Annotated in this window: 22 protein-coding genes; 17 read left to right on the top strand and 5 right to left on the bottom strand. The window is 67.5% G+C overall.

Annotated features, from left to right (window positions below; translation table 11 throughout):
* Positions 1–3: 3 nt before the first annotated feature.
* Complete coding sequence (locus NGK62_RS10930; protein ID WP_251878333.1) at positions 4–2,391, bottom strand: type VI secretion system Vgr family protein; 2,388 nt, start codon at positions 2,389–2,391, stop codon at positions 4–6.
* Between the two features lie 527 nt (positions 2,392–2,918).
* Between NGK62_RS10930 and tssA the strand changes: the two genes are divergently transcribed.
* The 10 genes from tssA (at position 2,919) to tssH (ending at position 14,306) form a co-directional block, all read left to right on the top strand.
* Entirely contained in the window at positions 2,919–3,965 is a 1,047-nt protein-coding gene (gene tssA, locus NGK62_RS10925) for a type VI secretion system protein TssA (protein ID WP_059379419.1), read from the top strand.
* A 39-nt stretch (positions 3,966–4,004) separates the two neighbouring features.
* Positions 4,005–4,556, top strand: a complete 552-nt coding sequence (gene tssB, locus NGK62_RS10920) for a type VI secretion system contractile sheath small subunit (RefSeq protein WP_059379420.1) — start codon at positions 4,005–4,007, stop codon at positions 4,554–4,556.
* Positions 4,557–4,587: 31 nt separating this feature from the next.
* Entirely contained in the window at positions 4,588–6,090 is a 1,503-nt protein-coding gene (tssC, locus tag NGK62_RS10915; protein ID WP_059379448.1) for a type VI secretion system contractile sheath large subunit, read from the top strand.
* Between the two features lie 71 nt (positions 6,091–6,161).
* The gene (locus tag NGK62_RS10910; RefSeq protein WP_088607795.1) at positions 6,162–6,629 is read left to right on the top strand and encodes an Hcp family type VI secretion system effector; all 468 of its coding nucleotides are present in this window, start codon (positions 6,162–6,164) and stop codon (positions 6,627–6,629) included.
* A 13-nt stretch (positions 6,630–6,642) separates the two neighbouring features.
* Positions 6,643–7,458 (top strand): type VI secretion system accessory protein TagJ, encoded by an 816-nt coding sequence (locus NGK62_RS10905; RefSeq protein WP_118933115.1) that lies wholly within the window; start codon positions 6,643–6,645, stop codon positions 7,456–7,458.
* Positions 7,458–8,009 (top strand): type VI secretion system baseplate subunit TssE, encoded by a 552-nt coding sequence (gene tssE / locus NGK62_RS10900; protein ID WP_059379422.1) that lies wholly within the window; start codon positions 7,458–7,460, stop codon positions 8,007–8,009. Before NGK62_RS10905 ends, tssE begins: the two co-directional genes overlap by 1 nt.
* The gene (gene tssF, locus NGK62_RS10895) at positions 8,009–9,913 is read left to right on the top strand and encodes a type VI secretion system baseplate subunit TssF (protein WP_059379423.1); all 1,905 of its coding nucleotides are present in this window, start codon (positions 8,009–8,011) and stop codon (positions 9,911–9,913) included. Before tssE ends, tssF begins: the two co-directional genes overlap by 1 nt.
* A gap of 28 nt (positions 9,914–9,941) precedes the next feature.
* Positions 9,942–10,574, top strand: a complete 633-nt coding sequence (locus NGK62_RS10890) for a DUF3540 domain-containing protein (protein ID WP_059379424.1) — start codon at positions 9,942–9,944, stop codon at positions 10,572–10,574.
* Positions 10,575–10,578: 4 nt separating this feature from the next.
* Complete coding sequence (gene tssG, locus NGK62_RS10885) at positions 10,579–11,682, top strand: type VI secretion system baseplate subunit TssG (protein WP_502802957.1); 1,104 nt, start codon at positions 10,579–10,581, stop codon at positions 11,680–11,682.
* A gap of 14 nt (positions 11,683–11,696) precedes the next feature.
* A complete protein-coding gene (gene tssH, locus NGK62_RS10880; RefSeq protein ID WP_118933135.1) occupies positions 11,697–14,306 on the top strand; it encodes a type VI secretion system ATPase TssH in 2,610 nt (869 codons plus the stop codon).
* Between the two features lie 4 nt (positions 14,307–14,310).
* Here tssH and NGK62_RS10875 read toward each other — a convergent pair whose 3' ends face one another.
* Positions 14,311–15,072 (bottom strand): FHA domain-containing protein, encoded by a 762-nt coding sequence (locus NGK62_RS10875; protein WP_251878330.1) that lies wholly within the window; start codon positions 15,070–15,072, stop codon positions 14,311–14,313.
* Between the two features lie 27 nt (positions 15,073–15,099).
* Positions 15,100–15,471, bottom strand: coding sequence for a TssQ family T6SS-associated lipoprotein (locus tag NGK62_RS10870; protein WP_059379426.1), 372 nt, complete (start codon positions 15,469–15,471; stop codon positions 15,100–15,102).
* A gap of 139 nt (positions 15,472–15,610) precedes the next feature.
* Between NGK62_RS10870 and tssJ the strand changes: the two genes are divergently transcribed.
* From tssJ to NGK62_RS10840, 6 genes are read left to right on the top strand one after another with little or no spacing between them, the layout of a single operon-like run.
* Positions 15,611–16,150, top strand: coding sequence for a type VI secretion system lipoprotein TssJ (tssJ, locus tag NGK62_RS10865; protein WP_118933111.1), 540 nt, complete (start codon positions 15,611–15,613; stop codon positions 16,148–16,150).
* 18 nt (positions 16,151–16,168) lie between these two features.
* The gene (gene tssK / locus NGK62_RS10860; RefSeq protein ID WP_118933110.1) at positions 16,169–17,503 is read left to right on the top strand and encodes a type VI secretion system baseplate subunit TssK; all 1,335 of its coding nucleotides are present in this window, start codon (positions 16,169–16,171) and stop codon (positions 17,501–17,503) included.
* 27 nt (positions 17,504–17,530) lie between these two features.
* Entirely contained in the window at positions 17,531–18,808 is a 1,278-nt protein-coding gene (locus NGK62_RS10855) for a DotU family type VI secretion system protein (RefSeq protein WP_059379429.1), read from the top strand.
* Complete coding sequence (tssM, locus tag NGK62_RS10850) at positions 18,805–22,434, top strand: type VI secretion system membrane subunit TssM (protein WP_251878328.1); 3,630 nt, start codon at positions 18,805–18,807, stop codon at positions 22,432–22,434. The genes NGK62_RS10855 and tssM overlap by 4 nt, the downstream gene beginning before the upstream one ends.
* A 13-nt stretch (positions 22,435–22,447) precedes the next feature.
* Complete coding sequence (tagF, locus tag NGK62_RS10845; protein ID WP_059379431.1) at positions 22,448–23,164, top strand: type VI secretion system-associated protein TagF; 717 nt, start codon at positions 22,448–22,450, stop codon at positions 23,162–23,164.
* Positions 23,165–23,183: 19 nt separating this feature from the next.
* Entirely contained in the window at positions 23,184–24,521 is a 1,338-nt protein-coding gene (locus NGK62_RS10840; protein ID WP_251878325.1) for a hypothetical protein, read from the top strand.
* A 60-nt stretch (positions 24,522–24,581) separates the two neighbouring features.
* Here the strand turns inward: NGK62_RS10840 and lysA are convergent, their stop codons facing one another.
* Together lysA and lptM are read right to left on the bottom strand one after the other, a co-directional pair.
* On the bottom strand, positions 24,582–25,874 hold the full coding sequence (gene lysA, locus NGK62_RS10835) for a diaminopimelate decarboxylase (protein ID WP_251878323.1): 1,293 nt from the start codon (positions 25,872–25,874) through the stop codon (positions 24,582–24,584).
* Complete coding sequence (gene lptM, locus NGK62_RS10830) at positions 25,871–26,029, bottom strand: LPS translocon maturation chaperone LptM (RefSeq protein WP_191295227.1); 159 nt, start codon at positions 26,027–26,029, stop codon at positions 25,871–25,873. The genes lysA and lptM overlap by 4 nt, the downstream gene beginning before the upstream one ends.
* A 54-nt stretch (positions 26,030–26,083) precedes the next feature.
* On the opposite strand from lptM, the gene cyaY reads away from it, so the two are divergent.
* Complete coding sequence (gene cyaY / locus NGK62_RS10825; protein ID WP_013396958.1) at positions 26,084–26,413, top strand: iron donor protein CyaY; 330 nt, start codon at positions 26,084–26,086, stop codon at positions 26,411–26,413.
* Positions 26,414–26,459 lie beyond the last annotated feature (46 nt).

The following is a 26,459-nucleotide window of genomic DNA, read 5'->3' as shown; positions in this document are numbered from 1 at the left end:
GCCTTAGATGATGCTCCAGAGGCCGGCCATCGACGCGCGCAGCGGGACCTGTTCAGCCTTGACACCATCGTAGGCGTAACTCGAGCCGGTGGTGCGGTAGGACACTACCTGTCCGATACTGCTGACGATGGCGTAGTTGGTGAACGACGTATTCAGCATGACCGTCGTGCGGAACAGCGCCATGCGATGCATGCCGAATTCCGCCTTGGCCACCGCCAGGCCGATGGAGAAGGGCGTGGCCTGCAGCCAGCTCTTCTTGGAAAGATCCTTGACGTTGGCGGCGTCCATGACGACGTCGGCGGGCGTTTTTAAAGTGATGTTGCCATCGGCCTTGACCAGCACGGTGGATCCTGTCGACTCCATGTCTATCTTGCCCTTGGCTTTGAGATCCATGGTGGACGTTTCGGACTCCACGTGCATCGCGGTCTTGGCCTTGACGTCCATGTTCGCGTCAGTGGAAAGCACCTCGACCTTGCCCTTGGCCTTCTCGGTGAGCGCGCCGGTCTTGACGTGATGGAGCGAGTCGCCTTCGTTCACGTAGACCTGCTCGCCATTCTTCAAGGTTTCCTTGAAGAGTCCCGTGATCTCGCGTTCCTCGCCCTTGGCCGCGACCGTCGTCTTCAGGCCGTTGTCGAATTTCTCGTCCATCAGGCCGTCTTTCACGTTGACCGTGCGCGATGCCTTGACGGTGTATTCCTCGTGTCCCTTCACGAACACATCGCGCGTCTTTTCGACGTGCAGCTTGTCGGTGCCGGTGACCTTGATGTCGCGGTTGCCGCCGATCTTGGTGGTGTCGTTGTCGCCGATGGTGGTGGTGCGGTTCTCGTCGGTCGAGTGGAACTCGTTGGCCTCCACTTCGGTGCACAGTTCGCGTTCCGCGTGCAGCCAGATGCGTTCGCTGCCGCTCTTGTCCTCGAACATGAGCGCGTTCGCAGTCGCGGGCGTGCCGCTCTTGGAGCGGCTGAGAAAGCCGCTTTGCGTGGCATTGTCCGGCAGGTCCCAGGGCGGCAGATTGTTGGCGTTGAAGACGCGGCCGATCACGATGGGGCGGTCGGGCTGGCCGCCGATGAAGTCGACGATCACTTCATCGCGCACGCGCGGAAGCTGGATCCCGCCAAAGCCGCCGCCGGCCCAGGGGCTGGACACGCGCACCCAGCACGAGCTGTTCTCGTCCTTCTTGCCGTAGCGGTCCCAATGGAACTGCACCTTGATGCGGCCCATCTTGTCCGTCCAGATTTCCTCTCCTTCCTTGCCCACTACCGTGGCGGTCTGTGGGCCATGGGTGCGAGGGACGGGAGTCACGCGCGGCGCGCGGAACTGGGTGCTGGACGGCAGCACGACGAATTCCAGGTCGAAGTCGCCGGGATCGGGCTGGCCGCTGGCATAGCCTGTTTCACGGATCCGGTAGTAGGTGCTGACGACGAGGTACTCGCGGTTCACGGCCTGGCGCGGATGATTGCGCAGCGTGAAGAGATGGCCCGTGGCCAGCCCGCGGGCGTTGGAGCCGCCTGCGCTCTGCTCCTTTCGGCATTGCAGGTCTTCAAGCCGCACGCGGGTGTAGTGCTCCGCGTCATCGGGGTTGGTGTAGCCGCCTTGCCATTCGTACATTTCCAGATCGCCGTGATCGTGGGCGCCGGGGTTGTTGCGGCGCGCTTCCAGGCTGGCGGCGGGCGTGAGCGGGTAATAGTCCGTGGTGGCAAAGGCGCCGGGCGTGATCTGTTCGGCCACTTCCCATTTGTAGACATGGTCTTCGCGCGGGATGGTGATGCGGTCCGGCCCGTAATAGGGAATCTGCTCGTAGCCGGAGACGGGCTCGTGCTGCGTGATGTCGTCGGTGAGGACCAGGGTGTGCTTGCCCTTGTCGTGCTTGAACCAGAAGTAGATGCCCTCGTGCTCCATCAGGCGGCTGATGAAGGCGTAGTCGGTTTCCTGATACTGGACGCAGTATTCCCAATTGCGGTAGCTGTCCACCAGCTTGAACTCGATGGGATAGTCGTAGTCCTTCAGCACTTCCCGGATGACGTCGGGCACGCTCTTGTTCTGGAATATCTTGTTGTCCGAGGTCTGGGTCAGGTACCAGAGCCACGGCCGCACCGTGGCGCGGTAGATGGTGTAGCGCGAGGTGTTGTTCTCGCGGCCTACCAACGCGCAACGCGTGATGTGTCCGCTGAGATAGCGCGGCGCGGCGGACCCGGTTTCGATCTCCAGCGTCAGCGGCTTGCCCAGCAGCGACTTCATGTCCAGCGAATAGGATTCCGAGACCAGTTCGATCTCCAGCTCGTACAGCTGCGAAAGGCTCTCGGCGCCGTGCATGGCGCGGAACTTCAGTTGTTCCGGCGGCAGGGGCGTATGCGCCTTGACGACACGTTCGCTGGGCACGTTGCGGTCCATCTCACCGTCTCCTTATGAGAATGCTTCGCCTGTTGCTGCGTGTGCTGCTTTCGATTTCTTCGCGGCCGCGCGTGAAGCGCGTCGCGATGACTGCAATGGGATGTCCGGCCACGCGATGGGGCCGCTTGCAAAGGGCGGGCAGGGCTCGTCACGAACGGGTCTGCGCCGGGGAAATCTGTCTCTGGATCTGATGCGCGCCGGTCTTGCCGCCAGCGTGAGCGCCGATTGTAGGCAGGGGCGAAAGCGCCCGAGAAGCGCTCTCACATGCTTTTGTGTTTTTTACGCTTCGGTAACAGTCCTTCCGCGCCGGGCTGGATTCCGTAAGGTCTGTGTCTAAAAATCAATGCAGCAGGGAGAGAAGTGTTCAATTATTTACTCGAGTGTTAGTTATCTGTAAGAAAAATCTGTAGTTGTTAGGTTGCCGTTGCATGCGGAAAGAGATGCCTAGAATTCACCCTTCCGTGAAGCAGCGCGGAGCGTAGTGGTTGTATCCAGGCAGCATCCCAGCAGGCATTTAACTGATGACTATGGAATTCGCCGACATCCTCAATACACTCGATTCACGTCTGCCCTGCGGGGAAGACCTCGAATACGACGCCGACTTCCTGCAACTGCAGCAAGCTGCGGCGGGTCGCGACGAACAGCAGTTCGGCTCGACCATCATTGCTGCGCAGCCGCCCGACTGGCGCGAGGTCGAACGCCTGGCGCGCGCACTGCTGGAGCGCACCCGCGACCTGCGCATCATCGGCCTGTTGACCTCTGCCTGGACCGAGATCCGCGGCCTGCCCGGCTATAGCGACGGCCTGGCGCTGGCCGTCGATACGCTGGAACGCTATTGGGAGCCGGTGCATCCGCGGCTCGACAGCGTCGGCGAAAACGATCCCATGCCCCGCATGAATGCGCTGGCGGCCTTTGGTGACATGCAAGGCTGTGCGCGCAGCGTGCGCTCGGCCAGCCTGGTCAGCGGCGTGCACGGGCAACTGAGCTTGCGTGATACCGAGGCGCTGCTCGATGGCAGCCGCCAGGACGCGGACGCCTATCCTGGCGGACGGCCGCGCCTGGTTGAGCGCTTGCGCCAGGCCTGGGCGCAGGGCAATGCCGAGGCGCACGCGCTGCAGTCGGCCGCCCAGGCGCTGCGGCGCATGCAGAAGCTCGTGGCGGACAAGCTGGGCGCCGCCTGGGCGCCCGATTACGCCGCCATTCTCCGCACCCTGGACCTGGTGCTGGACGCAATGCGGGACGTTCAACCCGCGCCGCCGGCCGCGATGCCCGCGGACGATGCGCCGGCCGCCGGCGACATCGCCGCCATGCCGCTTGCCGCCGCCGCCGAGGGCGCGCCGCGCTGGCGGGACATGCCCATCCAATCGCGCGACGAGGCCGTGGCGATGCTGTCCAAGGTCTGCGCCTACTTCGAGGCCAACGAGCCCGGCCATCCCGCGCCCTACCTCATCCGCCGGGCCCAGCAGCTCATCCCGATGAGCTTTCACGACATCATCAGGAATCTGGCGCCCCAGGGGCTGGAGCAGTTCGAGGCATGGCTGCCGCGGTCCGAAGCAAACCGGCAGGAACCGTAAGGCGGGCCAGCCACCGCACCAACAAGAGGAGACGACATCATGGCGACCAGCCTGAAGGGAAGCGGCCAGAAGTTCATTGCAAGAAACCGCGCGCCGCGGGTGCAGATCGAGTACGACGTGGAGATCTACGGCGCGGAACGCAAGATCCAGTTGCCGTTCGTGATGGGCGTGCTGGCGGACCTGGCCGGCAAGTCCGAAACGCCGCAGCCGGAAGTGGGCGAGCGCAAGTTCCTCGACATCGACATCGACAACTTCGATGAACGCATGCGCTCCATCCAGCCGCGCGTGGCGTTCCAGGTACCCAACACGCTGACGGGCGAAGGCAACCTGAACGTGGACGTCACGTTCGAGAGCATCGACGACTTTTCGCCGGCCACCGTAGCCCGCAAGGTTGGCGCGCTGAATGAACTGCTGAGCGCGCGCACCCAGCTGGCGAACCTGTTGACGTACATGGACGGCAAGACCGGCGCCGAGGAACTGATCGGCAGCGTGCTCAAGAATCCGGCGCTGATGAACGCGCTGGCGGCCGCGCCTAAGCCGCAGGAGGATCCGCGCGCATCCGATGCCCCCGCGCAGGATCCGGCCGCCTGATTTCCGCTTGAATCGCTTTTCGGAGAATGCCATGACCGCAGTGGCCAAACGCGCCGACGCGCGCGCTGTCGAGACCCTGCAGGCGGACGATCTTTCCGCCCTGCTGAAGAAGGAATTCAAGCCCAAGACCGAGCAGGCGCAGGAGGCGGTGGAGCATGCCGTGCGCACGCTGGCGCACCAGGCGCTGGAGAACAGCGGCGTCGGCCTGTCGTCGGACGCCTACCGCACCATCCAGGCCATCATCGCCGAGATCGACCGCAAGATGTCGGAACAGATCAACCGCGTGATGCACCACCCCGACTTCCAGCAGCTGGAGGGCGCGTGGCGCGGCCTGCATTACCTGGTCACCAACACCGAGACCGATGAACTTCTGAAGATCCGCGTGATGTGCCTGTCCAAGTCGGAGCTGGGCCGCACGCTCAAGCGGCACAAGGGCGTGGGCTGGGACCAGAGCCCCATCTTCAAGCGCGTGTACGAGGAAGAGTACGGCCAGTTCGGCGGCGAACCCATCGGCTGCCTGGTCGGCGACTACTACTTCGACCACAGCCCGCCCGACGTGGAACTGCTGGGCGAGATCGCCAAGATCTCGTCCGCCGCGCATTGCCCTTTCATTGCGGGCGCTTCGCCCAACGTAATGCAGATGGATTCGTGGCAGGAACTGGCCAACCCGCGCGACCTGACCAAGATCTTCACCAACACGGAATACGCCGCATGGCGCAGCCTGCGCGAATCCGAGGACTCGCGCTACATCGGGCTGGCGATGCCGCGCTTCCTGGCGCGGCTGCCGTACGGCGCGCGCACCAACCCCGTCGACGAATTCGACTTCGAGGAAGACACCGACGGCGCGAATCACGACCGCTACACCTGGACCAATTCCGCCTATGCGATGGCGGCCAACGTGAACCGCTCGTTCAAGCTGTACGGCTGGTGCACCTCCATCCGCGGCGTGGAGTCGGGCGGCGCGGTGGAAAACCTGCCGTGCCACAGCTTTCCCACCGATGACGGCGGCGTGGACCTGAAGTGCCCGACCGAGATCGCCATCAGCGACCGGCGCGAGGCCGAACTGGCCAAGAACGGCTTCATGCCGCTGGTGCATCGGAAGAACTCCGACTTCGCCGCCTTCATCGGCGCGCAGTCGCTGCAAAAGCCGCACGACTACTACGAGGCCGACGCCTCAGCCAATGCCAAGCTGGCCGCGCGCCTGCCGTATCTCTTCGCGTGCTGCCGCTTTGCGCATTACCTGAAGTGCATCGTGCGCGACAAGATCGGCTCGTTCCGCGAACGCGACGACATGGAGCGCTGGCTGAACGACTGGATCATGAATTACGTGGATGGCGATCCCGTGAACTCCTCGCAGGAAACCAAGGCGCGCAAGCCGCTGGCCGCCGCCGAGGTGCAGGTGCAGGAGATCGAGGACAACCCGGGCTATTACTCCGCCAAGTTTTTCCTGCGGCCGCACTATCAGCTGGAAGGGCTGACGGTGTCGCTGCGATTGGTTTCCAAGCTGCCTTCGCTCAAACAGAACGAAGGCTGAGTGGCGCTGACAAGTCGGGGCGCAACCGTGCCCCATAACTCCAGGAGACAGATGTGGCAGTGGATATGTTCATGAAGATCGATGGCGCCAACGGTGAGTCCAAGGACGCCAACCACAAGGACTGGACCGATATCGTGTCCTTCTCATGGGGCGCCACCCAGCCAGGCAACCTGGCCAGCGGCGGCGGCCTGGGCGCGGGCAAGGCCAGCTTCAACGACCTGCACGTAGTGGCCCGCATCGACAAGGCCGCGCCGGCCGTGATGAAGCACTGCGCCAGCGGCAAGCACCTCAGCAAGATCGAGCTGTCCATGTGCAAGGCGGGCGGCGAGCAGATCGAATACTCCAAGATCACGCTGGAAGACGTGCTGGTGTCGTCGGTGCAGATATCCGGGGACCGCAGCGCCGAAGGCGTGGTGGTGAACTTCGCGTTCCAGGCGGCCAAGGTCAAGCAGCAGTACTGGGAGCAGACCGACAAGGGCGGCAAGGGCGCGGAAAGCCTGGTGGCCTGGGATATCAAGCAGAACAAGGAAGTGGGCTAGGGCGGAGGCACCCATGTCCATCGCCGCGGTTCCTTTCGGCGCGCTCAGCCTGGCCGGCCAATTGGACGAGCTGCAGGCGCAGGTGCGCCGGCAGCCCGCCGACGCGGACCTGCGCGCCCAGCTGTTCCAGCTGCTGGCGGTGCAGGGCGATTGGGCGCGCGCGGCCGAGCAGCTCAATGTCTGCGGGCATCTGAACGCGCAGGCGCGGCCGACGCAGGTGCTCTACGCCAGCGCCATCGCGGCGGAGCGCGAGCGCGAGGCCGTGCTTGCCGGGCAAGGCGAACCCGCGCTGCTGGGCGAGCCCGCCGATTGGCTGCGAGCCATGATATCGGCGCTGCGCCTGGACGGTACCGCGCCAGCCCAGGCGGCCGAGCTGCGCGGCAAGGCTTTCGAGGATGCCAGCGCGCGCGCCGGTCTGCTGGAACTGGCGGCGCAAGAGACTGCGCAGCCGTTCCAGTGGATCTGCGACGGCGACAGCCGCCTTGGGCCGGTGTTCGAGTTCCTGGCAGGCGGGCGCTACGTGTGGCTGCCCTTCGCCGCGCTCAAGCGCGTGCGTCTGCTTGCGCCGGAAGGCCTGTGCGATCTGGTCTGGGCGCAGGCCGAGATCGAACTGGAAGACGGCCGGGTGCGGCAGGGCCTGGTGCCGGCGCGCTACCCCGCGGCGCCCGGCGCGCGCATGGTGGAACTCTCCGACTCGGCCAAGCTGGGCAGGACGACCGACTGGCGCGCGTTGCAGGGTGATACCTACGCGGGCGTGGGGCAGAAGATGTGGCTGACGGATGCGGCGGATATTGCGCTGCTCGAGGTACGCAGCCTGGAGCTGGCGTGATGGGCCACGCCGACCGTCCGGGCGATTGGGAGCCGCTCTCGCGCGGCCAGCGCGCGGCGCGCGACCGGCTGCAGCCGTCGCTGCTGGACCGCCTGATGGACAACGAACCCGCCAAGCGCGAAGAACCGCGCGAAAACGCCATGCTGACGCATGAGGCGCTGCGCGCGGCGGTGCTGCGGGACCTGCGCTGGCTGCTCAATACCGTCAATCTTCAGGCATCCCAGGATCTGTCGGCGCACCGCCCGGTGGCCGCCTCGGCGCTGAACTTCGGCGTGCGCGCCATGGCCGGGAAGCGCATGTCGGAGATCGACTGGATCGACGTCGAAGAGTCGATCCGCGAAGCGATCGCCGCGTTCGAGCCACGCATCCTGGATTCGTCGGTGGAAGTGCGCTGCGTGTCCGATGCCGGCACGCTGGAGCACCACAATGTGCTGAGCCTGGAGATACGCGGCATGCTGTGGTGCGTGCCGCAGCCGCTCGAGTTCCTGTTCCGCACGGACATCGACCTGGAAAGCGGCCACATGGATCTGCGCGATCTGGGCGGTGCCTGATGGACGATCGGCTGCTGGATTACTACAACCGGGAACTGGTCTATCTGCGGGAGCTGGGCGCGGAGTTTGCGCAGGCCCATCCCAAGGTGGCGGCGCGGCTGGGCATGAATGCCACGGAGGTCGCCGATCCTTATGTCGAACGCCTGCTGGAGGGCTTCAGCTTTCTGACCGCCCGCATCCATATGAAGATGGATGCCGAGTTTCCGCGCTTCTCGCAGCGGCTGCTGGAGGTGGTGTATCCCAACTACCTGGCGCCCACCCCGGCGATGGCCATCGTGCAGTTCGCGCCCAGCATGAACGAGGGCACGTTGGCGGGAGGCTTCGAATTGCCGCGCGGCACGCTGTTGCGCGGCCGTGTGGCGCGCGGCGAGCAGACGCCGTGCGATTTCACCACCGGCCACGCCCTGCGCCTGTGGCCGCTGCAGGTCACGCAGGCGGAATTCACCGCCGCGCCGCAGGATCTGCCGCTGGCGCGGCTGGGCCTGGCCGGGCGCACTGCGCGCGTGCTGAGCGCGCTGCGCATCCGGATAGAGGTTTGCGGCGGGCAACGCCTGGAGGACCTGGATCTCGATCAGCTGGTGTTCCACCTGAACGGCCAGGACCTGCAGATGCAGCGTCTGCTTGAAGTCGTCATGGGGCATACCGTGGCGGTGCTGGGGCACGACACCGCCAGGCCGGTGGCATGGATCAACAGGTTGCCGCCGGACGCGGTGCGCCACGAAGGTTTTGCCGACGAACAGGCGTTGCTGCCGGGCGACGCCCGCGTGTTCCAGGGCTATCGCCTCTTGCAGGAGTATTTCGCATTTGCGCAACGCTATCTGTTCTTCAGCGTCAACGGATTGAAGCAGGGTCTGCGCACGCCCGCGCTGCCCCAGGGCGCGCAGCGCGAAACCCGTGCTTTCGACCTGACCCTGCTGTTCTCGATGGCGGCGCCGGAACTGGAAGGGGCGATATCGGCCGCCAACCTGGCGCTGCATTGCGTGCCGGTGATCAACCTGTTCGCCAAGCGGGCGGACCGCGTGGCGGTAACGCCCAGGACTTCCGAGTACCACGTGGTCATCGACCGCAGCCGGCCGCTGGACTACGAGGTCTACGGCGTGACGCGCGTCGCCGGCCATGCCGCCGCGCAACGGCAGGAGCAGGAGTTCCGGCCGTTCTACGGTTCGCTGGGCAGCGACCCCGACGAGCATGGCGCGTACTTCTCCATGCGCCGCGAGCCGCGGCTGGTGTCCGATAGCGCGCAACGCAACGGCACGCGCAGCGGCTACATCGGCAGCGAAGTGTTCCTGTCGCTGGTGGACCGGCGTGAGGCGCCGTTCTCGGGCGACCTGCGCCACCTGACCCTGGAAACCCTGTGCACCAATCGCGATCTGGCGCTGCTGTTGCCGCTGGGCGGCGACACCGACATGACCTTGCGCGTGTCGGCGCCGGTGCGCGCGGTCAAGGTGCTGCACGGGCCCTCACGGCCGCGCGCGGCGCTGGCCGAGAACGCCGCTACCTGGCACCTGATCAGCCACCTGGGCCTGAACTACCTCAGCCTGACCGACCTGGACGCCGAGCAGGGCGCGCAGACCCTGCGCGAGATGCTGCACGTGTACGGCAACCTGGCCGAGCCGGGCATGCGCCGGCACATCGCGGGCCTGCGGCACGTCAGCGCGACACCAGTGCATCACCGCCTGCCCGTGCCCGGCCCCATCGTCCACGGGCGCGGCGTGCGCATCGCGCTGCAGGTGGACGAGACCGCGTTTTCGGGCATCAGCCCCTATCTGTTTGGCGCCGTGCTGGAGCAGTTCTTCGCACGCCATGTATCGATCAACCTGATGTCGGAGCTGGTCCTGTCGACCCTGCAGCGCGGCGAGATCGCCCGCTACAAGCCCCGCATGGGACGCCGGCCCGTGGTCTAGGGGCTGTGCACACTAAAAGGAGCGCGTGATGAAGTCCGCCGCACATCTGAGCCGCATGGCTTACGACCCCGTCCATTTGCTGGGCGAACTGCTGCGCCGCGAAGACGACGGCAGCTATGCCGTGGCCTGCGATGGCCGCGTCTGGACCGTGCAGCGCGCCGCCAGCTGCCTGCTGGAGCCGCAGCCGGGCGACGAGGTGCTGATCAGCGGCCCGGACCCCGCCCGCATTTACCTGATCGCCGTGACCGTGCAGGCCGATCCCGCGCGCGCCACGCTGCAAGCCGAGGGCGATCTGGTATTGCGCTCGCGCAGCGGCGGCGTGCTGCTGGAGGGCGAGAGCGCCGTGCGCGTGCGGGCGCCCGAGTACGCGGTAGAGGCCGGAGAGGAACGCCATACCTGCGGCAGCATGCGCATGGTGGCGAAGCAGCTGCATGCCACCGTGGGTGAAGTGCGGCTGGTGGGCCGCAGTTACGAGGCGGTGATGGATCGCATGACGCTGATGGCGCGGCTGTCGCAGCGCAGCGTCAGCGAGATGGACCAGGTGCGCGCCGGCGCCATCGATTTCCAGGCCGAGCAGAGCGCGCGGCTGCACGCGGCCTACACGGTGGTGACGGGCGGCGACCTGGTCAAGGTGGACGCCAAGCAGATACACATGGGGTAGGACGGTGGATATCGCCCAGCCCGTCGCCGATCCCGTCCACTCGTCCGCCGCGCCTGTCGGCGCGCTGGCGCAATGGTGGCGCGCAGTCGAGCGCGAACCGTACGCCCATGACCTGTTCCATGCCTTGCGCTGGATCGATGCGCTCTCGGGCGCGCGCAAACCCTTGGGACGCGACACGGTTGCGCGCCACGAACCCGTGCGGCTGCGGCAGGAGCCGTCGATGGCGTTCGCGCCGTCCACCGTGGCCGCCGCGCGCGCCGCGACGGGCGGGCGGCCCGCGGAACTGTCGATCTACAGCTTCGGCCTGTTCGGTCCCAACGGACCCTTGCCCCTGCACCTGACGGAGCATGCCCGCGAGCGCCTGGCGCATCACGGCGACCGCACGCTGTCCGCATTTGCCGACGTGTTCCATCACCGGCTCATCCTGCTGTTCTACCGCGCCTGGGCGGACGCGCAGAGCACGGTCAGCCTGGACCGCAAGGACGAGCGCTTTACGCGCTACGTAGCCAGCCTGTTGCACATGGGCGAACCGTCGATGCGGCGCCGCGATGCGGTGCTGGATCACGCCAAGTACCACATGGCGGGCCACCTGACGCGGCAGACCCGCAACCCCGAAGGACTCAAGCACATCCTGCAATCGTTCTTCGGCCTGCCCGTGCGTATCCGCGAGTTCGTGCCGCAATGGATCCGCCTGGAGCCCGGGCAGCGTCTGGGCCTGGGCGGCTTTGCGGGACTGGGACGCGACACGGTGCTGGGCGTGGCGGTGCGCGATGCCCAGCACAAGTTCCGCATCGAGATCGGCCCGCTGGCGCTGGAGGACTACCAGAGCTTTCTGCCGGGAGGCGCACGCGCCCGCCAACTGACGCATTGGGTCAGGCATTACATCGGCATGGAGCTGGCCTGGGACCTGAGACCGGTGCTGCGTGCTGAGGACGCGCGCGGACTGAGCCTGGGCGCAAGTCGTCCGCTGGGCCTGTCGTCGTGGCTGGGCAGGCGCCGGCCCGAACAAGGCGAGGCGGGCGATCTCCTGCTGGACTACGAAAGCCGCGGCGCTCGGCCGCCACGTGGCCGTGCGCCGGCCTCAACCTCAACGACGACGCGCGTATGACGCGCCACCATGCCATGTCCGATATCGGCCGCATCGACCTCTTCGGAAAGCTCAATCCGCTGCTCTACCAGACGCTGGAGGGCGCCACCGCGTTCTGCAAGCTGCGCGGCAATCCCTATGTGGAGCTGGTGCATTGGGTGCATCAGATCCTGCACGCGCAAGACAGCGACCTGCATCGCATCGCGCGCCGCTTCGGGCTGGACCTGGCCATCCTGCAGGCCGACCTTACCGCGGAGCTCGACCGCCTGCCGGCCGGCGCGGGCTCGGTTTCCGACCTGTCCGAACACATCGACCATGCGGTCGAAAGAGCCTGGGTGCTGGGCTCGCTGCGCTATGGCGCGGCGCGCATCCGCAGCGGCCATCTGCTGGCGGGACTGGCGCGGACCTACGCGCTGCGCCATGTGCTGCTGGGCATGTCGGCCCAGTTCTCGCGCATCGCGCCAGACACGCTGTTGGAACAGCTTCCGGAGATCGTGCAGGGCTCGCCGGAAGACGCGGCCGAGACTGCATCCGTCGCCGCTGCCGGGGCGCCGGACGCGGGCGGTTCCGCGCTGGCGCGGTTCGCCGTCGACCTGACTGCGCGGGCGCGCGCGGGCGAGATCGACCCGGTGTCCGGGCGCGACGAGGAAATCCGCCAGCTCATTGACGTGCTGATGCGGCGGCGGCAGAACAATCCGTTGCTGGCCGGCGAGGCCGGCGTCGGCAAGACAGCCGTGGTGGAAGGGCTGGCGCTGCGCCTGGCGGCAGGCGAGGTGCCGCCGCAACTGCGCGACGTGACGCTGTATCTGCTGGATATCGGCCTGCTGCAGGCGGGCGCGGGCGTGAAGGGCGAATTCGAGCAGCGGCTGCGCGGCGTCATCGACGAGGTGCAGGCCAGCGAGAAGCCGGTGGTGCTGTTCATCGACGAGATCCACACGCTGGTGGGCGCGGGCGGCGCGGCAGGCACCGGAGACGCGGCCAATCTGTTGAAGCCGGCGCTGGCGCGAGGCCAACTGCGCACCATAGGCGCCACCACCTGGTCGGAATACAAGAAGTACATCGAGAAAGACCCCGCATTGAGCCGCCGCTTTCAGGTCATACAAGTGCACGAGCCCGACGAGGCGCGCGCATTCGGCATGCTGCGCGGGCTGGCTGAAACGCTGCAGGCGCACCATGGCGTGCTGCTGCTGGACGAGGCGATCGAAGCGGCGGTGACGCTGTCGCACCGCTACATTCCGGCGCGCCAGCTGCCCGACAAGGCCGTCGCATTGCTGGACACGGCCTGCGCGCGCGTCGCGGTCAGCCAGCATGCGGCACCGCCCAGCCTGGAGGACGCGCGCAGGCGGGTGCAGGCGCTGGAGCTGGCGCTACGCATCGCCGAACGCGAGCTGTGTCTGGGAGAAGGCGACGCGCAGCGGATCGAACGGCTGGCGGCCGAGCAGGCCGTCGCGACGGAAGAGGAGCGGGCGCTGGCGGAGCGCTGGGATTCCGAGCGCGGGCTGGCCGAGCGCGTGCTGACACTCCGCCAGACGCTGGAACTCGCGTCCTCCGACGCCCAGGAAGATCAGCGCCACGCCTTGGCGCAGGCGCGTGCAGCGCTGACGGCCAGCCAGGGCGAGACGGCGATGGTGCATTGCGCGGTCGATGCCGCCGCCGTGGCCGCGGTGGTGGCCGACTGGACCGGCATACCCGTGGGCCGCATGCTGCGGGACGAGGCGCGCGCCGTGCTGGACCTGGCGGATACGCTTTCGGCGCGGGTGATCGGCCAGCGTGAAGCGCTGGATGCGGTGGCGCGCCGCGTCCAGACTTCGCGCGCCGGCCTGACCGACCCGGACAAGCCGGTAGGCGTGTTCCTGCTCTGCGGTCCCAGCGGCGTCGGCAAGACGGAGACCGCGCTGGCGTTGGCCGAGGCGCTTTACGGCGGCGAACAGAACCTGATCACCATCAACATGAGCGAGTTCCAGGAGTCGCACACGGTGTCCACGCTCAAGGGCGCGCCGCCGGGATATGTCGGGTATGGCGAGGGCGGCGTGCTGACCGAGGCCGTGCGCCGGCGGCCCTACAGCGTGGTGTTGCTGGACGAGGTGGAGAAGGCGCATGCCGACGTGCACGAGATCTTCTTCCAGGTCTTTGACAAGGGCTGGATGGAGGACGGCGAGGGGCGCTACATCGATTTCCGCAATGCGGTGATCATCCTGACCTCCAACGTGGGCGCGGAACGGATTGCGGCTCTATGCCGTGATCCGGAGCTGCTGCCCGACGCCGCCGCGTTGGCCGCGGCATTGCGCGAGCCGCTGCTGCAAGCCTTTCCGGCCGCGCTGCTGGGGCGGCTGGTCGCGGTGCCCTACCTGCCGCTGCCGGACGCCATGCTGGCGCGCATCGTGGACCTGCAGTTCGAACGCGTGCGCCGCCGCCTGTTCGAGCAGCACGGCATCGTGCTGGAGGTGACGCCCGAGGCTACTGCGCTGGTGGTGGCGCGCTGCGCCGAAGTGGAGTCGGGGGCGCGCATGGTGGATGCCGTGCTGACCAATACGGTGCTGCCGCGGATCAGCCGGGAACTGCTGGGCGCCTCCATGCAGGACCGCAGGCTGAGCAAGGTGAGCCTGTCGGCCGCCGACGGGGAGTTCCGCTATGACTACGCCTGAGACCTCAGCGGTTCTTGTCGCCGGACTCGGGCTTGACGGGCGCGGGCCGCAGGTAGCCGCCGATCTCGCGCAGATGGTTGGACGCGCTGCGGGCGTCTGCCGCGTCGCGCGGGTGGCCCAGCGTGTCGTCGACGGGATGAGTGCGGTGCTCGGCCAGCGCGTCGTGGGCGGGCAGGGCGGACGGGGTGCCGTCCGAGAAGATGCTGGGCGTGCCGTCGCCGGGCGCATCGAACAGCGCCAGGGGATCGGTGGGCGGGCGCGACACCGCGCCGTCGCCGGGCGGCAGGTGGCGCAGGGGATCCTCCGGGTTGCGCGCTTGCGCGGAGTCCAGATCGAAGGGGTGCGTGGAGACGTCCGGCGCGCTGCCCACGGGCAGGGTGCCCGGGCCGATCAGGTCGCTGAAGATGTCGTCGTCGGCCGCGGCGGCCACGCTGGTTGCCGGCGCCTCGGGCGTGGCCGCTGCGGCACGCAGCCGGTAGTCGCCGATCTGCAGCTCGTCGCCTGGATGCAGCGGCACTTCCTGGTCGCGCGCGAGCGCCTGGCCATTGACGCTGACCGTGCTCATGTCGCTCAGGTTGAGCAGAAAGCCAGCGTCCTCGTCATTGACGCGGATCGCCGCCTGCACGCGGCAGATGCCGCGCGTCGGGTCGGGCAGGGCCAGTTGGTTGTCGAGACTGCGGCCTACCGTGCCGCCGGGCGCCGTGAATACGGCGTGGATGGGTTCGAAGGCCGGATCGCCGGCACGCTGGAACACGGTGAGCTTCACGCCTGTCTCCTGGGCGCCGTCGGCGCGTTAACGGGTCTGGGACGCTTGCGCCGCCTGGAACGCCGGCCCCCACTGGGGGTGTCCGGCCTCATTCGGCGCGAGCTGGAACGAGGGCTGCAACTGCAGGATGCGCGCGAAGCTGTCTTCGCACAGCTGGCGATAGTTGGTCACGCAGTAGCTGAAGGCCTGCAGCTTGAGCGCTTCGACCCGCATGGCCGTGGGCGCGGTGGCAAGCGCGTCGGAAGTGGCCACCGTGCGCACGACGGCGCCGAAGCGGCTGGCGGCGTATTCGTCGCGCACCTGCTGCAAGGCTTCCACAGCCTGCGGCGATGGGGTGGAAGCACAGGCCGCAAGCAGCGCGAGCGTGGATATCAAGCAGATGCGTGCGGGCTGTTTCATGGCGCGGGCGTGTCGTTCGGAGTGTGTAGGCCTGGTCATTCCGCCGATGATAGCGGCCCGCCGTGCAAGGTATGCGTCGCGGCGTAACAGACGTGTGTACTTTTATTTCCGAGGTCTTATGAGCAGTCCATGCCTACGAGTGATTCCGACGAAACGGCGGCGCATCGCGGCGATACTCGCGGCTGCGTTGACGGCGGCGATGCTCGCGGCATGTTCGTCGACGGCCAAGCGCGTGCCCGTGCCGTACGCGATCGAACTGCGCGCGGATCCGAAAGTGAACCAGAACGCCAGCGGCAGGCCGTCGCCGGTGCAGGTGACCATCTATGAACTGAAATCGGCCAGCATCTTCGAATCGCGCGACTTCTTCACGCTGCAGGGCGATGCGCACGCGGCGCTGGGCGCGGAGCTGCTCAATGTCGACCAGGTCATCCTGAAGCCGGGCGAAACCAAGGTGGTGCAGTACCCCGGCAACGCCGAGGCGCGCGTGGTGGGCGTGGTGGCGGCCTATCGCGAACTGGAGCAAAGCAAATGGCGGCTGCTGGTGTCGTTGCCCGAGGCGCAGAACACCAACATCTACAAGGTCTGGCAGTTTTCGCCGAACGAGGAGACGGTGAAGGTCGCGGTCAAGCGCGACGGGCTGGAAGAAGTGGATCGCAGCCGTTCGTGGTGGCCCTTTTAGAAGCGAAGAGAACCGCACATGGTGAGCAGAGACAAAGTGATCTGGTCGGAGGGCATGTTCCTGCGGCCGCAGCATTTCCAGCAGTTTGAACGCCATATGCTGCACACCGCGCAGCAACGCGCAGCCATGCTCCAGGGATGCTTCTGGGGCTTTGGCCAACTGTCGCTGGACCGCGACGCGCTGGCGATCGGCAAGGTGGCGGTGACCAGGGCGCAAGGCGTCATGCCCGACGGCACGCCTTTTGATTTCTCGCATCCGGACGCGGCGCCCGCGGCGTTCGAAGTGCCGGCGCAGACGCGCGGCGCGCGCGTCGTGCTTGCCCTGCCGCGCGTGCGCGCCGGCGCCAGCGACGTCATCTACGAAGGCGAGGAAGACACGCTGGCGCGCTATCTGGTGCACGAAGCCGAAGTGGAAGACAGCGGCTCCGTGGCTCTGGAACCCGTCCTGATGCAGCTTGGACGCTTGCGGCTGCGGTTGATGCTGGAAGACGAACTTACCGACGACTGGCTGGGCCTGGGGGTGGCGCGCGTGCTGGAGCGGCGTTCGGACAACCGGGTGGTGCTGGACGAAGGCTATGTGGCGCCGTGGCTGGCGGCGGGCGAGCATCCGGTCCTGCGCGGCTTCGTCGATGAACTGCAGGGGCTGCTCGACGCGCGCAGCGAGGCGCTGGCCTCGCGCCTGTCGCAGCCCGGCCGCGGCGGCGTTTCCGAGGTGTCGGACTTCATGCTGCTGGAGACCGTCAACCGCTACATGGGTTCGATCTGGCATGCGCGGCAGCTTCCGGCGCAGCATCCCGAACGCCTGTTCCACGACTGGCTGATGCTGGCCTGCGACCTGGCCACCTTCACGTCCGCCACGCGGCGGCCCGGCGTGCTGCCGGACTACGTGCACGACGATCTGCAGGGCAGCTTCACGCCGTTGATGAATGAGCTGCGCCGATCGCTGTCGGCCGTGCTGGAGCAGCGCGCCTTGCAGATACCGCTGCAGGACCGCGGCCAGGGCGTGCGCGTGGCGCAGATCCAGGACGCGGAACTGTTGCAGTCGGCCGGCTTCGTGCTGGCGGTGCATGCGGACATGGGCGTGGAGACCGTGCGGGCGCGCTTTCCGGCGCAGGTCAAGATCGGTCCGGTGGAGCGCATCCGCGACCTGGTGCACCTGCAATTGCCGGGCGTCGGCGTGCGCGCGCTGCCCGTGGCGCCGCGGCAGATTCCGTACAGCGCCGGACATGTCTATTTCGAACTGGATAAGAGTGGCGAGTTCTGGAAGCAGCTGGAGCGCACCGGCGCGCTCGCGTTGCATCTGGCGGGCGATTTTCCCGGGCTGACGATGGAGTTCTGGGCGCTGCGCGACTGAGCGCGGCCAGACCAGGCGGAGACAACTATGCATGCTTCGGATCACACGCTGGCCGGCCCCCCGGGCGGCATCGGCGAAGGCGCCGCCAATACGGCGGGCAGGCTGCGGCCTCACGACTACGTCATCAGCGGCGCCAATCCGCTGGTGGCGGCGGCGAACCCGCTGCTGGACCTGATTCCGCAGATCCGCGCCACGGCGACGCATCCCTCGCCCGCGATGCTGCGCGAGCACTTGCTGGACGAGGTGCGTCAATTCGAGCTGCGCGCGCAGCAGGCGGGCATCCCCAACGAAACCATACTGGGTGCGCGCTATTGCCTGTGCACGGCGCTGGACGAGGCCGCGGCGCTTACGCCATGGGGCGGGGGCGGCGTATGGTCCGCGCACAGCCTGCTGGTCACGTTCCACAACGAGACCTGGGGCGGAGAGAAGTTCTTCCAGCTGCTGGCCAAGCTGTCGCAGAATCCGGGGCAGCACCTGGATCTGCTGGAATTGCTGTATTACTGCCTGCTGCTGGGTTTCGAGGGACGCTATCGCGTCATCGACAACGGCCGTTCGCAGCTGGAAACGCTGCGCCAGCGCCTGTTGCGCATCCTGCGCGGCGCGCGCGGCGACTATCCGCTGGCGCTGTCTCCGCATTGGCGCGACGAGCCGGCGCAGACGCCATTGCGCCGCCTGCCGGTGCCGCTATGGGTGTTCGGCGCGTTGGCTGCCGTCCTGGCGCTGGCCTTGTATTGGGGCCTGGGTTGGCGCCTGGGCAGCGAATCCGACGCCGTGTTCGCGTCCATCGCCAAGCTGCGTCCGCCGACCGTACAGATCGCCCCGACCACCGTGAAGCGGCCCGCGCCCGCGCCGCGGCTGGCGGTGTTCCTGGCGCCCGAGATCCGCGACCAGTTGGTCACCGTGCGCGACGAGGTGGACCGCAGCGTGGTGGTGCTGCGGGGCGACGGCGTATTTGAATCCGGCGCCAGTTCCGTGCGCGACCAGTACCTGCCGGTGCTGTCGCGCGTGGCCGACGCTTTGCGCGAGACGCAGGGCAGCATCCTGGTGCGCGGCTACTCCGACAACACACCGATGCGCAGCGCGCGCTTCCCGTCCAACTGGCATCTTTCGCAGGCGCGCGCCGATGCGGTCAAGGACATGCTGGAGCAGCGCCTGGGCCAGACGGCCAGGGTGCGCGCCGAAGGCCGCGGCGATGCCGATCCGGTGGCGCCCAACGATACGGCCGCGGGCCGCGCGCTGAACCGGCGGGTGGAGATCACGGTGCTGGTGCCGCCGGTGGCGCACGAGCAGGGAGGACAGGAATGATCTACAGGCTGTTCGGATGGTTCTTCAGCCGCCGCGTGTGGAACTTCCTGGGGCTGGTGGCCCTGGCGGTGCTGATCTGGATCGCGGGGCCTCTCATCGCCATCGGCACGGTGCGCCCGCTGGAAAGCGAAACGGTGCGCATCGCTGTCATCGTGGCGATGTTCGCGATCTGGCTGCTGCGGCTGTTGTGGCGCAAATGGCGCGAAGGGCGCTTGAACGCGCAGCTGCTGAGCCAGTTGCGGCGGCCCAGACCCAAGGCGGAAAAGCCGCTGGAGGAAGCCGCCGGCAACGATGAGATACGCCAGCTGGAAGCGCGCTTTCACGAAGCCGTGGAACTATTGCGCAAGACCCGCTTCGAGAGCCGCGGCAGGCGCGGCGCGCTCGACCGGTTCTCCAAGCAGTACCTGTATCAGCTGCCCTGGTACGTGATCATCGGCGCGCCGGGCGCGGGCAAGACCACCGCGTTGGTGAATTCGGGGCTGAACTTTCCCTTGGCCGAACGCTACGGCAAGGTGGCCTTGCGCGGCGTGGGCGGCACCCGCAATTGCGACTGGTGGTTCACGGACGATGCGGTGCTGCTGGACACGGCGGGGCGCTACACCACGCACGAAAGCGATCCGACCGGAGACGAAGAAGAGTGGCGCGGCTTTCTCGGCCTGCTGTCCAAGTACCGCGGCCGCCAGCCCATCAACGGCGCCATGCTCACCGTCAGTGTCGAAGACCTGCTGTCGGCGTCCGACGCAGAGCGCGCGCAGCATGCGGCAGTGCTGCGGCGCCGCCTGCAGGAATTGCGCGAGCAGCTGGGCATCGCGTTTCCGGTGTACGTGCTGGTGACCAAGACGGATCTGTTGTCGGGCTTCGAAGAGTACTTCGCTTCCTTTACCCGCGACGAGCTGGCGCAGATCTGGGGCTTTACCTTGCCGTATGCGCGTGCGCAGGAGCCGGGTTTCGACCTGTATGAAGCCTTTCACGAAGAATATGCGCTGTTGCAGCGGCGCTTGGATGACGCCTTGCCTGAAGTGGTGGCGGCAGAGAGCGATCCGGCGCGGCGCGCGCTGGCCTACATGCTGCCGCAGCAGTTCGCGGGCCTGCAGGCCATCCTGGGCCATTTCCTGAGTGACGTGTTCGCGACCTCGAAGTTCGAAGCGCGCGTGATCCCGCGAGGCGTCTACTTCACCAGCGGCACGCAGGGCGGAGAGACCTTCGACCAGGTGACTGGCCATCTGAAGCGCTACCTGCGCATCGACGGCGGCGCCGCGCCCGCGGCCAGCGTGCCGGGCGAGGCGGAAGGACGCAGCTACTTCCTGAAGAACCTGCTGCAGGACGTCATCTTCCGCGAGGCGGGCCTGGCCAGCCGCAACCTGCGCTGGGAACGTCGCTATCGGCAGCTGCACTGGGCGGGGTACGGCCTGGTGACGGCGGCCTTCCTGACCCTGGTCGCGGGCTGGGCCATGAGCTATCGCAACAACGCGGATTACGTGGAAGAAGTGGCGCGGCGGGTGCCAGCGGTGGAGAAGCTGAGCCGCGACATCAAGATCACGCGCACCGGCGACCTGTTGGGGCTGATGCCGTTCCTGGACAGCCTCTGGTACCTGCCCCAGCACGAGGGCTTCGAGATCGACAATCCGCCGCTGAGCTATCGCTATGGCCTCTACCAGGGCCAGAAGCTGCGGGCGGCGGCGCAGGGCGTGTACGGCAATACGCTGGACCAGGTGCTGCTGCCGCAGGTGGCGCGGCGCGTCGAGACGGCCCTGCGCGACGCCTCGGCCAGCGACCTGGAGTATTCCTACGAGGCGCTGCGGGCCTACCTGATGCTGTACGAGGCCGAGCGCTACGATGCGGAGTTCATGCATGCGTGGCTGCTCTCGGACATGCAGGCCACCCTGCCTGAAGGCTACACGCGGCGCCAGTACGAACAGCTGTCGCTGCACCTGCGCAACCTGACGCAGAGCCACGTGCTGGCCTCGCCGTTTCCCAAGGACGACGCGCTGGTGGCCCAGGCGCGCGAGAAGCTGGCACGCTACACGCTGGCGCAACGCGCGTACAGCCGGCTGCGCCGTACCCTGGCCAACGCCGATGCGGCGCCCGAGATCACGGTGGTGACGCTGGGCGGCGCGCAGGCCAGCGCCGTCTTCGTGCGCAAGAGCGGCAAGCCGTTGAGCCAGGGCATTCCCGCGCTCTACAGCTATCGCGGCTATTGGGACGTCTTCAACAAGCGCGTGACCGGCGTGGCCGAGGTGTTGCGTTCGGATGATGCGTGGATCCTGAACATCCCATTGCGCAGCCAGCTGGACCAGACGGCGCAACGCCAGCTGGTGGTGGACATCAAGCGCTTGTACATGAACGATTACGTGGCGCAGTGGGACGGCTATCTGAACGATATGCAGCTGGCGCCCAGCAAGTCGCTGCTGCAGAACATCCAGATGGCGCGCACCTTGTCCGCGCCAGAGTCGCCGCTGGTGCAGCTGGTGCGCGGCGTTGCACGAGAGACCTCCTTGCTGCGCGATACCGGCAAGGATGACCGCTCGCTGGTGGACCAGGCGCGCGATCGCGTCAGCAGCACGCGCGAGGCGTTGGAGCAGATGTTCGGGCCAACCGGACCCGGCGCGGCCATGCGGGCCGACGCCACGGACGAGAAGCTCGAGCGCATCGTGGACCAGCATTTCGAGCCGTACCGCCGGCTGGCCGAAGGCGAGGGCGCGGCGGCCGGCGCCACCTCGCCGATCGCCGCCACCACCGGCCTCATCAACGAGCTCTATACCTACCTGACGGCGGCGGATGCGGCCTTGCGCAGCGGCAGCCCCGCGCCCAGCTCGGATTCCGTGACCAAGCTGCGGGCCGAGGCGGGCCGCTTGCCGGGGCCGCTGCGCGACGTGCTCAATGCGCTATCGGTGAACGCGTCCGGCGAAGTGTCCGACGTGGCCCGCGCGCGCATGGGCGAGACCGTGTCCGCCACCATCGGCATGTTCTGCGGCCAGTCGGTGGCCGGACGCTATCCGTTTTCGAGCCGTTCGGCGCGCGACGTGGCGCCCAACGACATGGCGCGGCTGTTCGGGCCCAACGGCCTGATGGACGACTTCTTCCAGAAGAATTTGGCGAACCAGATCGACGTTTCCGGACAGCGGTGGCGCTTCAAACCGGGCATCGACGGCAAGTCGGGGGAGAACTCCGCCACGCTGGACGCGTTCCAGCGCGCGGGCGTGATCCGCGACGTGTACTTCATGGCAGGCAACCCCATGCCCTCGTATCGGGTGGCCATCAAGCCCGTGGAAATGGACGCGGGCATTACCCAGTTCGTGATGGACGTGGACGGCCAGGCGGTGCGCTACGCGCATGGCCCGCAGGTGGCGACCACGGTGCAGTGGCCCGGCCCCCGCGGCAGCAACCAGGTGCGCATCGAGCTTACGCCACAGGTCGGGGCGGCGGGCATGACCACGTCCGGTCCCTGGGCGCTGAACCGCATGCTGGACCGCGCCCAGCTGCGGCGCGGGGCCACGCCGGAGGTCACGCTGGCCACATTCGACCTGGGCGGACGCAAGGTGGTGCTGGAGATCACCGCCAGCAGCGTCAAGAGCCCTTTCCATCTGGGCGAGATGCAGGCATTTGCCTGCCCGGGCGCGTCGTGAACAGGACAAGGACATGGAGCTAGCAGTGGAGCGTGGGCGTGTGGGCTGGTACGGCAAGATTCCGGCGGCGGGCGACTTCGTGCACCGGCGCCTGCCGCGTGAGCTGATCACCTGGTGGGACCGCTGGCTGCAGTTCGGGCTGGCGGCGCTGAAGCAGGCGCCAGACATCAATGCCGCGCGCGGCTTCGCGTCGGCGCCCATCTGGAATTTCGCGATTCCGGCGGGGCCGGGCGCGGGTGTCGCACAGCTGGGCTGCATCACGCCCAGCCGCGACCGGGTGGGCCGGGGCTATCCGCTGTGCGTGGTCATGGCCGTGCCGCCCGCGCAATACCACAGCAGCATCCTGGATGGCGCCAGCGACTACTACCGGCAGATCGGCGCCAGCATGCTGGCGGCGGTGCGTCATGGCTGCCCGGCGGAACAGTTCGACCGCAGCCTGCAGCAGGTGCGTACGCCTGCCGCGGCGCCGGGCGCCGCCGCGCCGCGCGGCGGCAGCGACATCATGGACATCCTGAGCGCCGGCCGGGAGCAGGACTCCGCGCCGCTGGCGCGCCGCGCGCTGGGCGCCTGGCCCGATCTGCCGTTCTGCTTCAACCCCAGTTCCCACACCAGCTATTGGTGGACCAACCAGGCGGACGGCGCGGCATTGCAGACCTACATCCATGGCGGCGCGTTGAACGCGACGCTGTTCGCCAGGCTGTTCTCATCCCTGCCGACCTGGCATCCCTGAAACTGCCGGAGGACCGCGCATGCTACGAACTTCAGCTGTGCCGCCTGAGCCGGGCGCGGCAGGCTTCCCGGCCGCTTCAGATGCGGCACGCCTGGACGATATCCTGCGCCTGCCGCCCGGGAGGCTGCGTGAACAGGAGATCCTGCGAGTCGTCGCCGGCTTGTCCGCGTCCCTGGCCGCCATGCACGAAGCCGGCCGGGCGCATGGCGGCATCAGCCCTGATGCCGTGGTCCGTGACGGACAGGATTTTGCCGTCCTGGCGCCGCCTTGCGATGCGGCGCCCGATGATGAAGACGCCGCACGCCATGCCGGTTACGCCGCGTTCGAACAGTACACGGACGATCCGGGCCATTCTTGCGGCCCCTGGACGGACGTGTACGGGCTGGCGGCGCTGGCGTACTTCCTGGCGACGGGCGCGGCCCCGCCAGGCGCGCTGGCGCGCCGCGTGCGCGACGATTGCCTGCCTCTGGATGCATGGCAGCCGGGCGCCTATCGCGCGGCGTTCTGCGCCGCCGTGGACGAGGGCCTGGCGATGGACGAGCAGGCGAGGCCGCGCACAGCCGCGGCGCTTGCTGCGGCGATGGGGGTGATCCCGCCGGCGGTGCCGGCGCCTGCGGCGGCTTCCGTACCCGGTCCGATGGAGGATCCGGAGCCGGACACGGCCGCGCCTTCATTGATGGCGGAGACGCCCGCCGACGAGTTTGACGATCCACCGCCGGCTGCGGCGCGCCTGACGGCGATGCGGCCTGAACACCCGGGGCCGGCGCGGCGCATGCTGCCGCTGGCCGTGGCGGGCCTTCTGCTGCTGGCGGCGGGGGGATATGCATGGCTGCGGCCGGCACAGCCGCCGGTCGAACTGGCTGGCGTGGCGCCGCCCCAACCCCAACCGCAACCCCAGCCGCAATCGGAGCCACCGTCCCAACCGCCGCCGCAACCCCAGCCGCAGTCGGAACCACAGCCGCAACCCGCGCCCGCGCCGGCTCCACCGACCTTGCCAGATTCCCCCGCCGCGGCCGTACCAGCCTCGCCGCCGCAGGCCGCGGCCATTGGCTCCGCCATGCCGTCCGCCGGCCCAAAACCAGAAAGCGCCTCTGAGCCTGAAGCCGCGGCAGCCCCCGCCGCGCCCGTGACCCCGCCGCCTCAGGCGGCGCCCGTCACGGTGCGCGTGGCCGTGCGTCCATGGGGAGAGGTGCTGGTCAATGGCCGCTCGCGCGGCGTCAGCCCGCCGCTGCGCGAACTGTCCCTGCCGCCCGGCCGTTACCAGGTGACGGTGCGCAACGCATCAGCGGGCGACTACCGCATGACCCTGACGGTGGCGGCCGGCCGTCCGGCTTCCATTACGCATGAGTTCGAATGAACGATTCGGTATCGGGTCCGCCTGCGGCGCGCGGTCCGTGCCGCGAGTGGCGGCAGCCCCTCAGGGCAGCGTGGACTCGCCCTTGAGCAGGTCTTCCAGCGTTTCGCGCTGGCGCACGACGTAGTACTTGTCGCCATCGACCATGGCTTCGGCCGCGCGGGGGCGGGCGTTGTAATTGCTGGCCATGGCCATGCTGTAGGCGCCCGCGGACTCCACCGCCAGCAGGTCGCCCTGTTGGATGGCCAGCTTGCGCTGCCGGGCCAGCCAGTCGGCGCTTTCGCAGACCGGGCCGACGATGTCGTATAGGGTTTCGTCGCCCGCGCGCGGATGCACGGGGCGCACGCCGTGGAAGGCTTCGTACAGCGCGGGACGCAGCAGGTCGTTCATGGCGGCGTCGACGATGGCGAAGTTGCGCGCTTCCGAATGCTTCAGGTACTGGACCCGCGTGAGCAGCACGCCGGCGTTGCCCACCAGCGAGCGGCCGGGCTCCAGCACCAGGTGCAGATGGCCGAAGCCGCGCGCGTTCAGGCGTTCGAAGACACGGTCCAGCAGGGCCTGGGGCGAGGGCGGAATTTCATCCGTATAGCGGATGCCCAGGCCGCCGCCCAGGTCCAGATGGGCGATCCGGATGCCGGCCTGATCCAGCTTTTCGATCAGGTCCAGCAGTTTTTCCAGCGCGTCGAAATAGGGACTGATATCCGTGAGCTGCGAACCGATATGGCAGTCCACTCCCACGATTTCCAAGGCCGGCAGCGACTGGGCCAGGCGGTAGACGTCCAGCGCCGACTCGATGGCGATGCCGAACTTGTTCTCCTTCAGGCCGGTGGAGATGTAGGGATGCGTCTGCGCGTCCACGTCCGGGTTCACCCGCAGCGAGACGGGTGCGCGCAGGCCCATGCCATGCGCAATTGTCGATAGCAGGCGTAGCTCGGCTTCGGACTCGACGTTGAAGCACTTGACCTTGGCCGCGAGCGCGGCGCGCATTTCCCAGGCCTGCTTGCCCACGCCGGAAAACACGATCCTGGACGGGTCCGCACCCACCGCCAGGGCGCGCTTGAGTTCGCCGCCGGAAACGATGTCGAAGCCCGCGCCCAGGCGCGCGAATTCCTTCAGGACGGCCAGGTTGGAATTGGCCTTCATGCCGTAGCAGACCAGCACCGGATGCTGGCCGACGGCGTTGCGGTAGGATTCCCAGGCAGCCTTGAGCGCGGCGCGCGAGTACACGTACAGCGGCGTGCCCAGCTTTTCGGCCAGGTGATCCAGCGGCACGTCCTCGGCGTACAGGACATTGTTGCGGAACTGGAAGTACGGATGACCGGCCAGTTCAGGCTGCGCGGGGAATCGGGGTGTCATGGCAGCGATGGCGCCGGCGGAATGACCGTCTGCGGCGGTTGCTCCGTACGCGAGGGCGGCTTGCCGTCCGGCGTCGGCATGTACAAGGGACCTTTATACCCGCAGGCGGCAACCATGCCGGTCGCCAGCAGCGTGGCTACAATGCGAAGGACCATGCGGCGAAATGCCAAGTGGAACACTGGGAACTCCTAAATCTTGCAGGCTCGATTATGACCGAAACCGAATTTCTTGCGTTGATCGACCAGGTGCTGAACAGCATCGAAAGCCAGGCCGATGACTGGGCGGCTTCGCTCGATGTCGATGTCGAAACCAGCCGCAGCGGCAATGTGCTGACGATGGTTTTCGAAGACAACACCCACGTGGTGGTGAATAGCCAGGCTGCCATGCAGGAACTGTGGGTCGCGGCGCGCAGCGGCGGCTTCCACTACCGCTACGATGGCCAGCACTGGAACGATACCCGAGGCGGCCCGCAGTTGCCGGACGCCCTGTCGCAGATCTGTTCCGCGGCCGCGGGCGTGCCCGTGACGATACGCCTGTAAAACACCAGGTTCAGGCGAAAAAAAAGGCCGGCCCCATGGGGCCGGC

It is taken from the genome of Achromobacter sp. Marseille-Q4954, assembly GCF_943737025.1.
Taxonomy (GTDB): Bacteria; Pseudomonadota; Gammaproteobacteria; order Burkholderiales; family Burkholderiaceae_B; genus Achromobacter; species Achromobacter bronchisepticus_A.
Note: the sequence above shows the minus strand (reverse complement) of the source record. Positions and strands in the feature narration are given on the sequence as shown.

Excerpts from the sequence above, each read along its gene's own strand:
- NGK62_RS10930 (WP_251878333.1), bottom strand. The coding sequence starts at position 2,391 with ATGGACCGCAACGTGCCCAGCGAACGTGTCGTCAAGGCGCATACGCCC.
- tssA (WP_059379419.1), top strand. The coding sequence starts at position 2,919 with ATGGAATTCGCCGACATCCTCAATACACTCGATTCACGTCTGCCCTGC.
- tssB (WP_059379420.1), top strand. The coding sequence starts at position 4,005 with ATGGCGACCAGCCTGAAGGGAAGCGGCCAGAAGTTCATTGCAAGAAAC.
- tssC (WP_059379448.1), top strand. The coding sequence starts at position 4,588 with ATGACCGCAGTGGCCAAACGCGCCGACGCGCGCGCTGTCGAGACCCTG.
- NGK62_RS10910 (WP_088607795.1), top strand. The coding sequence starts at position 6,162 with ATGAAGATCGATGGCGCCAACGGTGAGTCCAAGGACGCCAACCACAAG.
- NGK62_RS10905 (WP_118933115.1), top strand. The coding sequence starts at position 6,643 with ATGTCCATCGCCGCGGTTCCTTTCGGCGCGCTCAGCCTGGCCGGCCAA.
- tssE (WP_059379422.1), top strand. The coding sequence starts at position 7,458 with ATGGGCCACGCCGACCGTCCGGGCGATTGGGAGCCGCTCTCGCGCGGC.
- tssF (WP_059379423.1), top strand. The coding sequence starts at position 8,009 with ATGGACGATCGGCTGCTGGATTACTACAACCGGGAACTGGTCTATCTG.
- NGK62_RS10890 (WP_059379424.1), top strand. The coding sequence starts at position 9,942 with ATGAAGTCCGCCGCACATCTGAGCCGCATGGCTTACGACCCCGTCCAT.
- tssH (WP_118933135.1), top strand. The coding sequence starts at position 11,697 with ATGTCCGATATCGGCCGCATCGACCTCTTCGGAAAGCTCAATCCGCTG.
- NGK62_RS10870 (WP_059379426.1), bottom strand. The coding sequence starts at position 15,471 with ATGAAACAGCCCGCACGCATCTGCTTGATATCCACGCTCGCGCTGCTT.
- tssK (WP_118933110.1), top strand. The coding sequence starts at position 16,169 with ATGGTGAGCAGAGACAAAGTGATCTGGTCGGAGGGCATGTTCCTGCGG.
- NGK62_RS10855 (WP_059379429.1), top strand. The coding sequence starts at position 17,531 with ATGCATGCTTCGGATCACACGCTGGCCGGCCCCCCGGGCGGCATCGGC.
- tssM (WP_251878328.1), top strand. The coding sequence starts at position 18,805 with ATGATCTACAGGCTGTTCGGATGGTTCTTCAGCCGCCGCGTGTGGAAC.
- tagF (WP_059379431.1), top strand. The coding sequence starts at position 22,448 with ATGGAGCTAGCAGTGGAGCGTGGGCGTGTGGGCTGGTACGGCAAGATT.
- NGK62_RS10840 (WP_251878325.1), top strand. The coding sequence starts at position 23,184 with ATGCTACGAACTTCAGCTGTGCCGCCTGAGCCGGGCGCGGCAGGCTTC.
- lysA (WP_251878323.1), bottom strand. The coding sequence starts at position 25,874 with ATGACACCCCGATTCCCCGCGCAGCCTGAACTGGCCGGTCATCCGTAC.
- lptM (WP_191295227.1), bottom strand. The coding sequence starts at position 26,029 with ATGGTCCTTCGCATTGTAGCCACGCTGCTGGCGACCGGCATGGTTGCC.
- cyaY (WP_013396958.1), top strand. The coding sequence starts at position 26,084 with ATGACCGAAACCGAATTTCTTGCGTTGATCGACCAGGTGCTGAACAGC.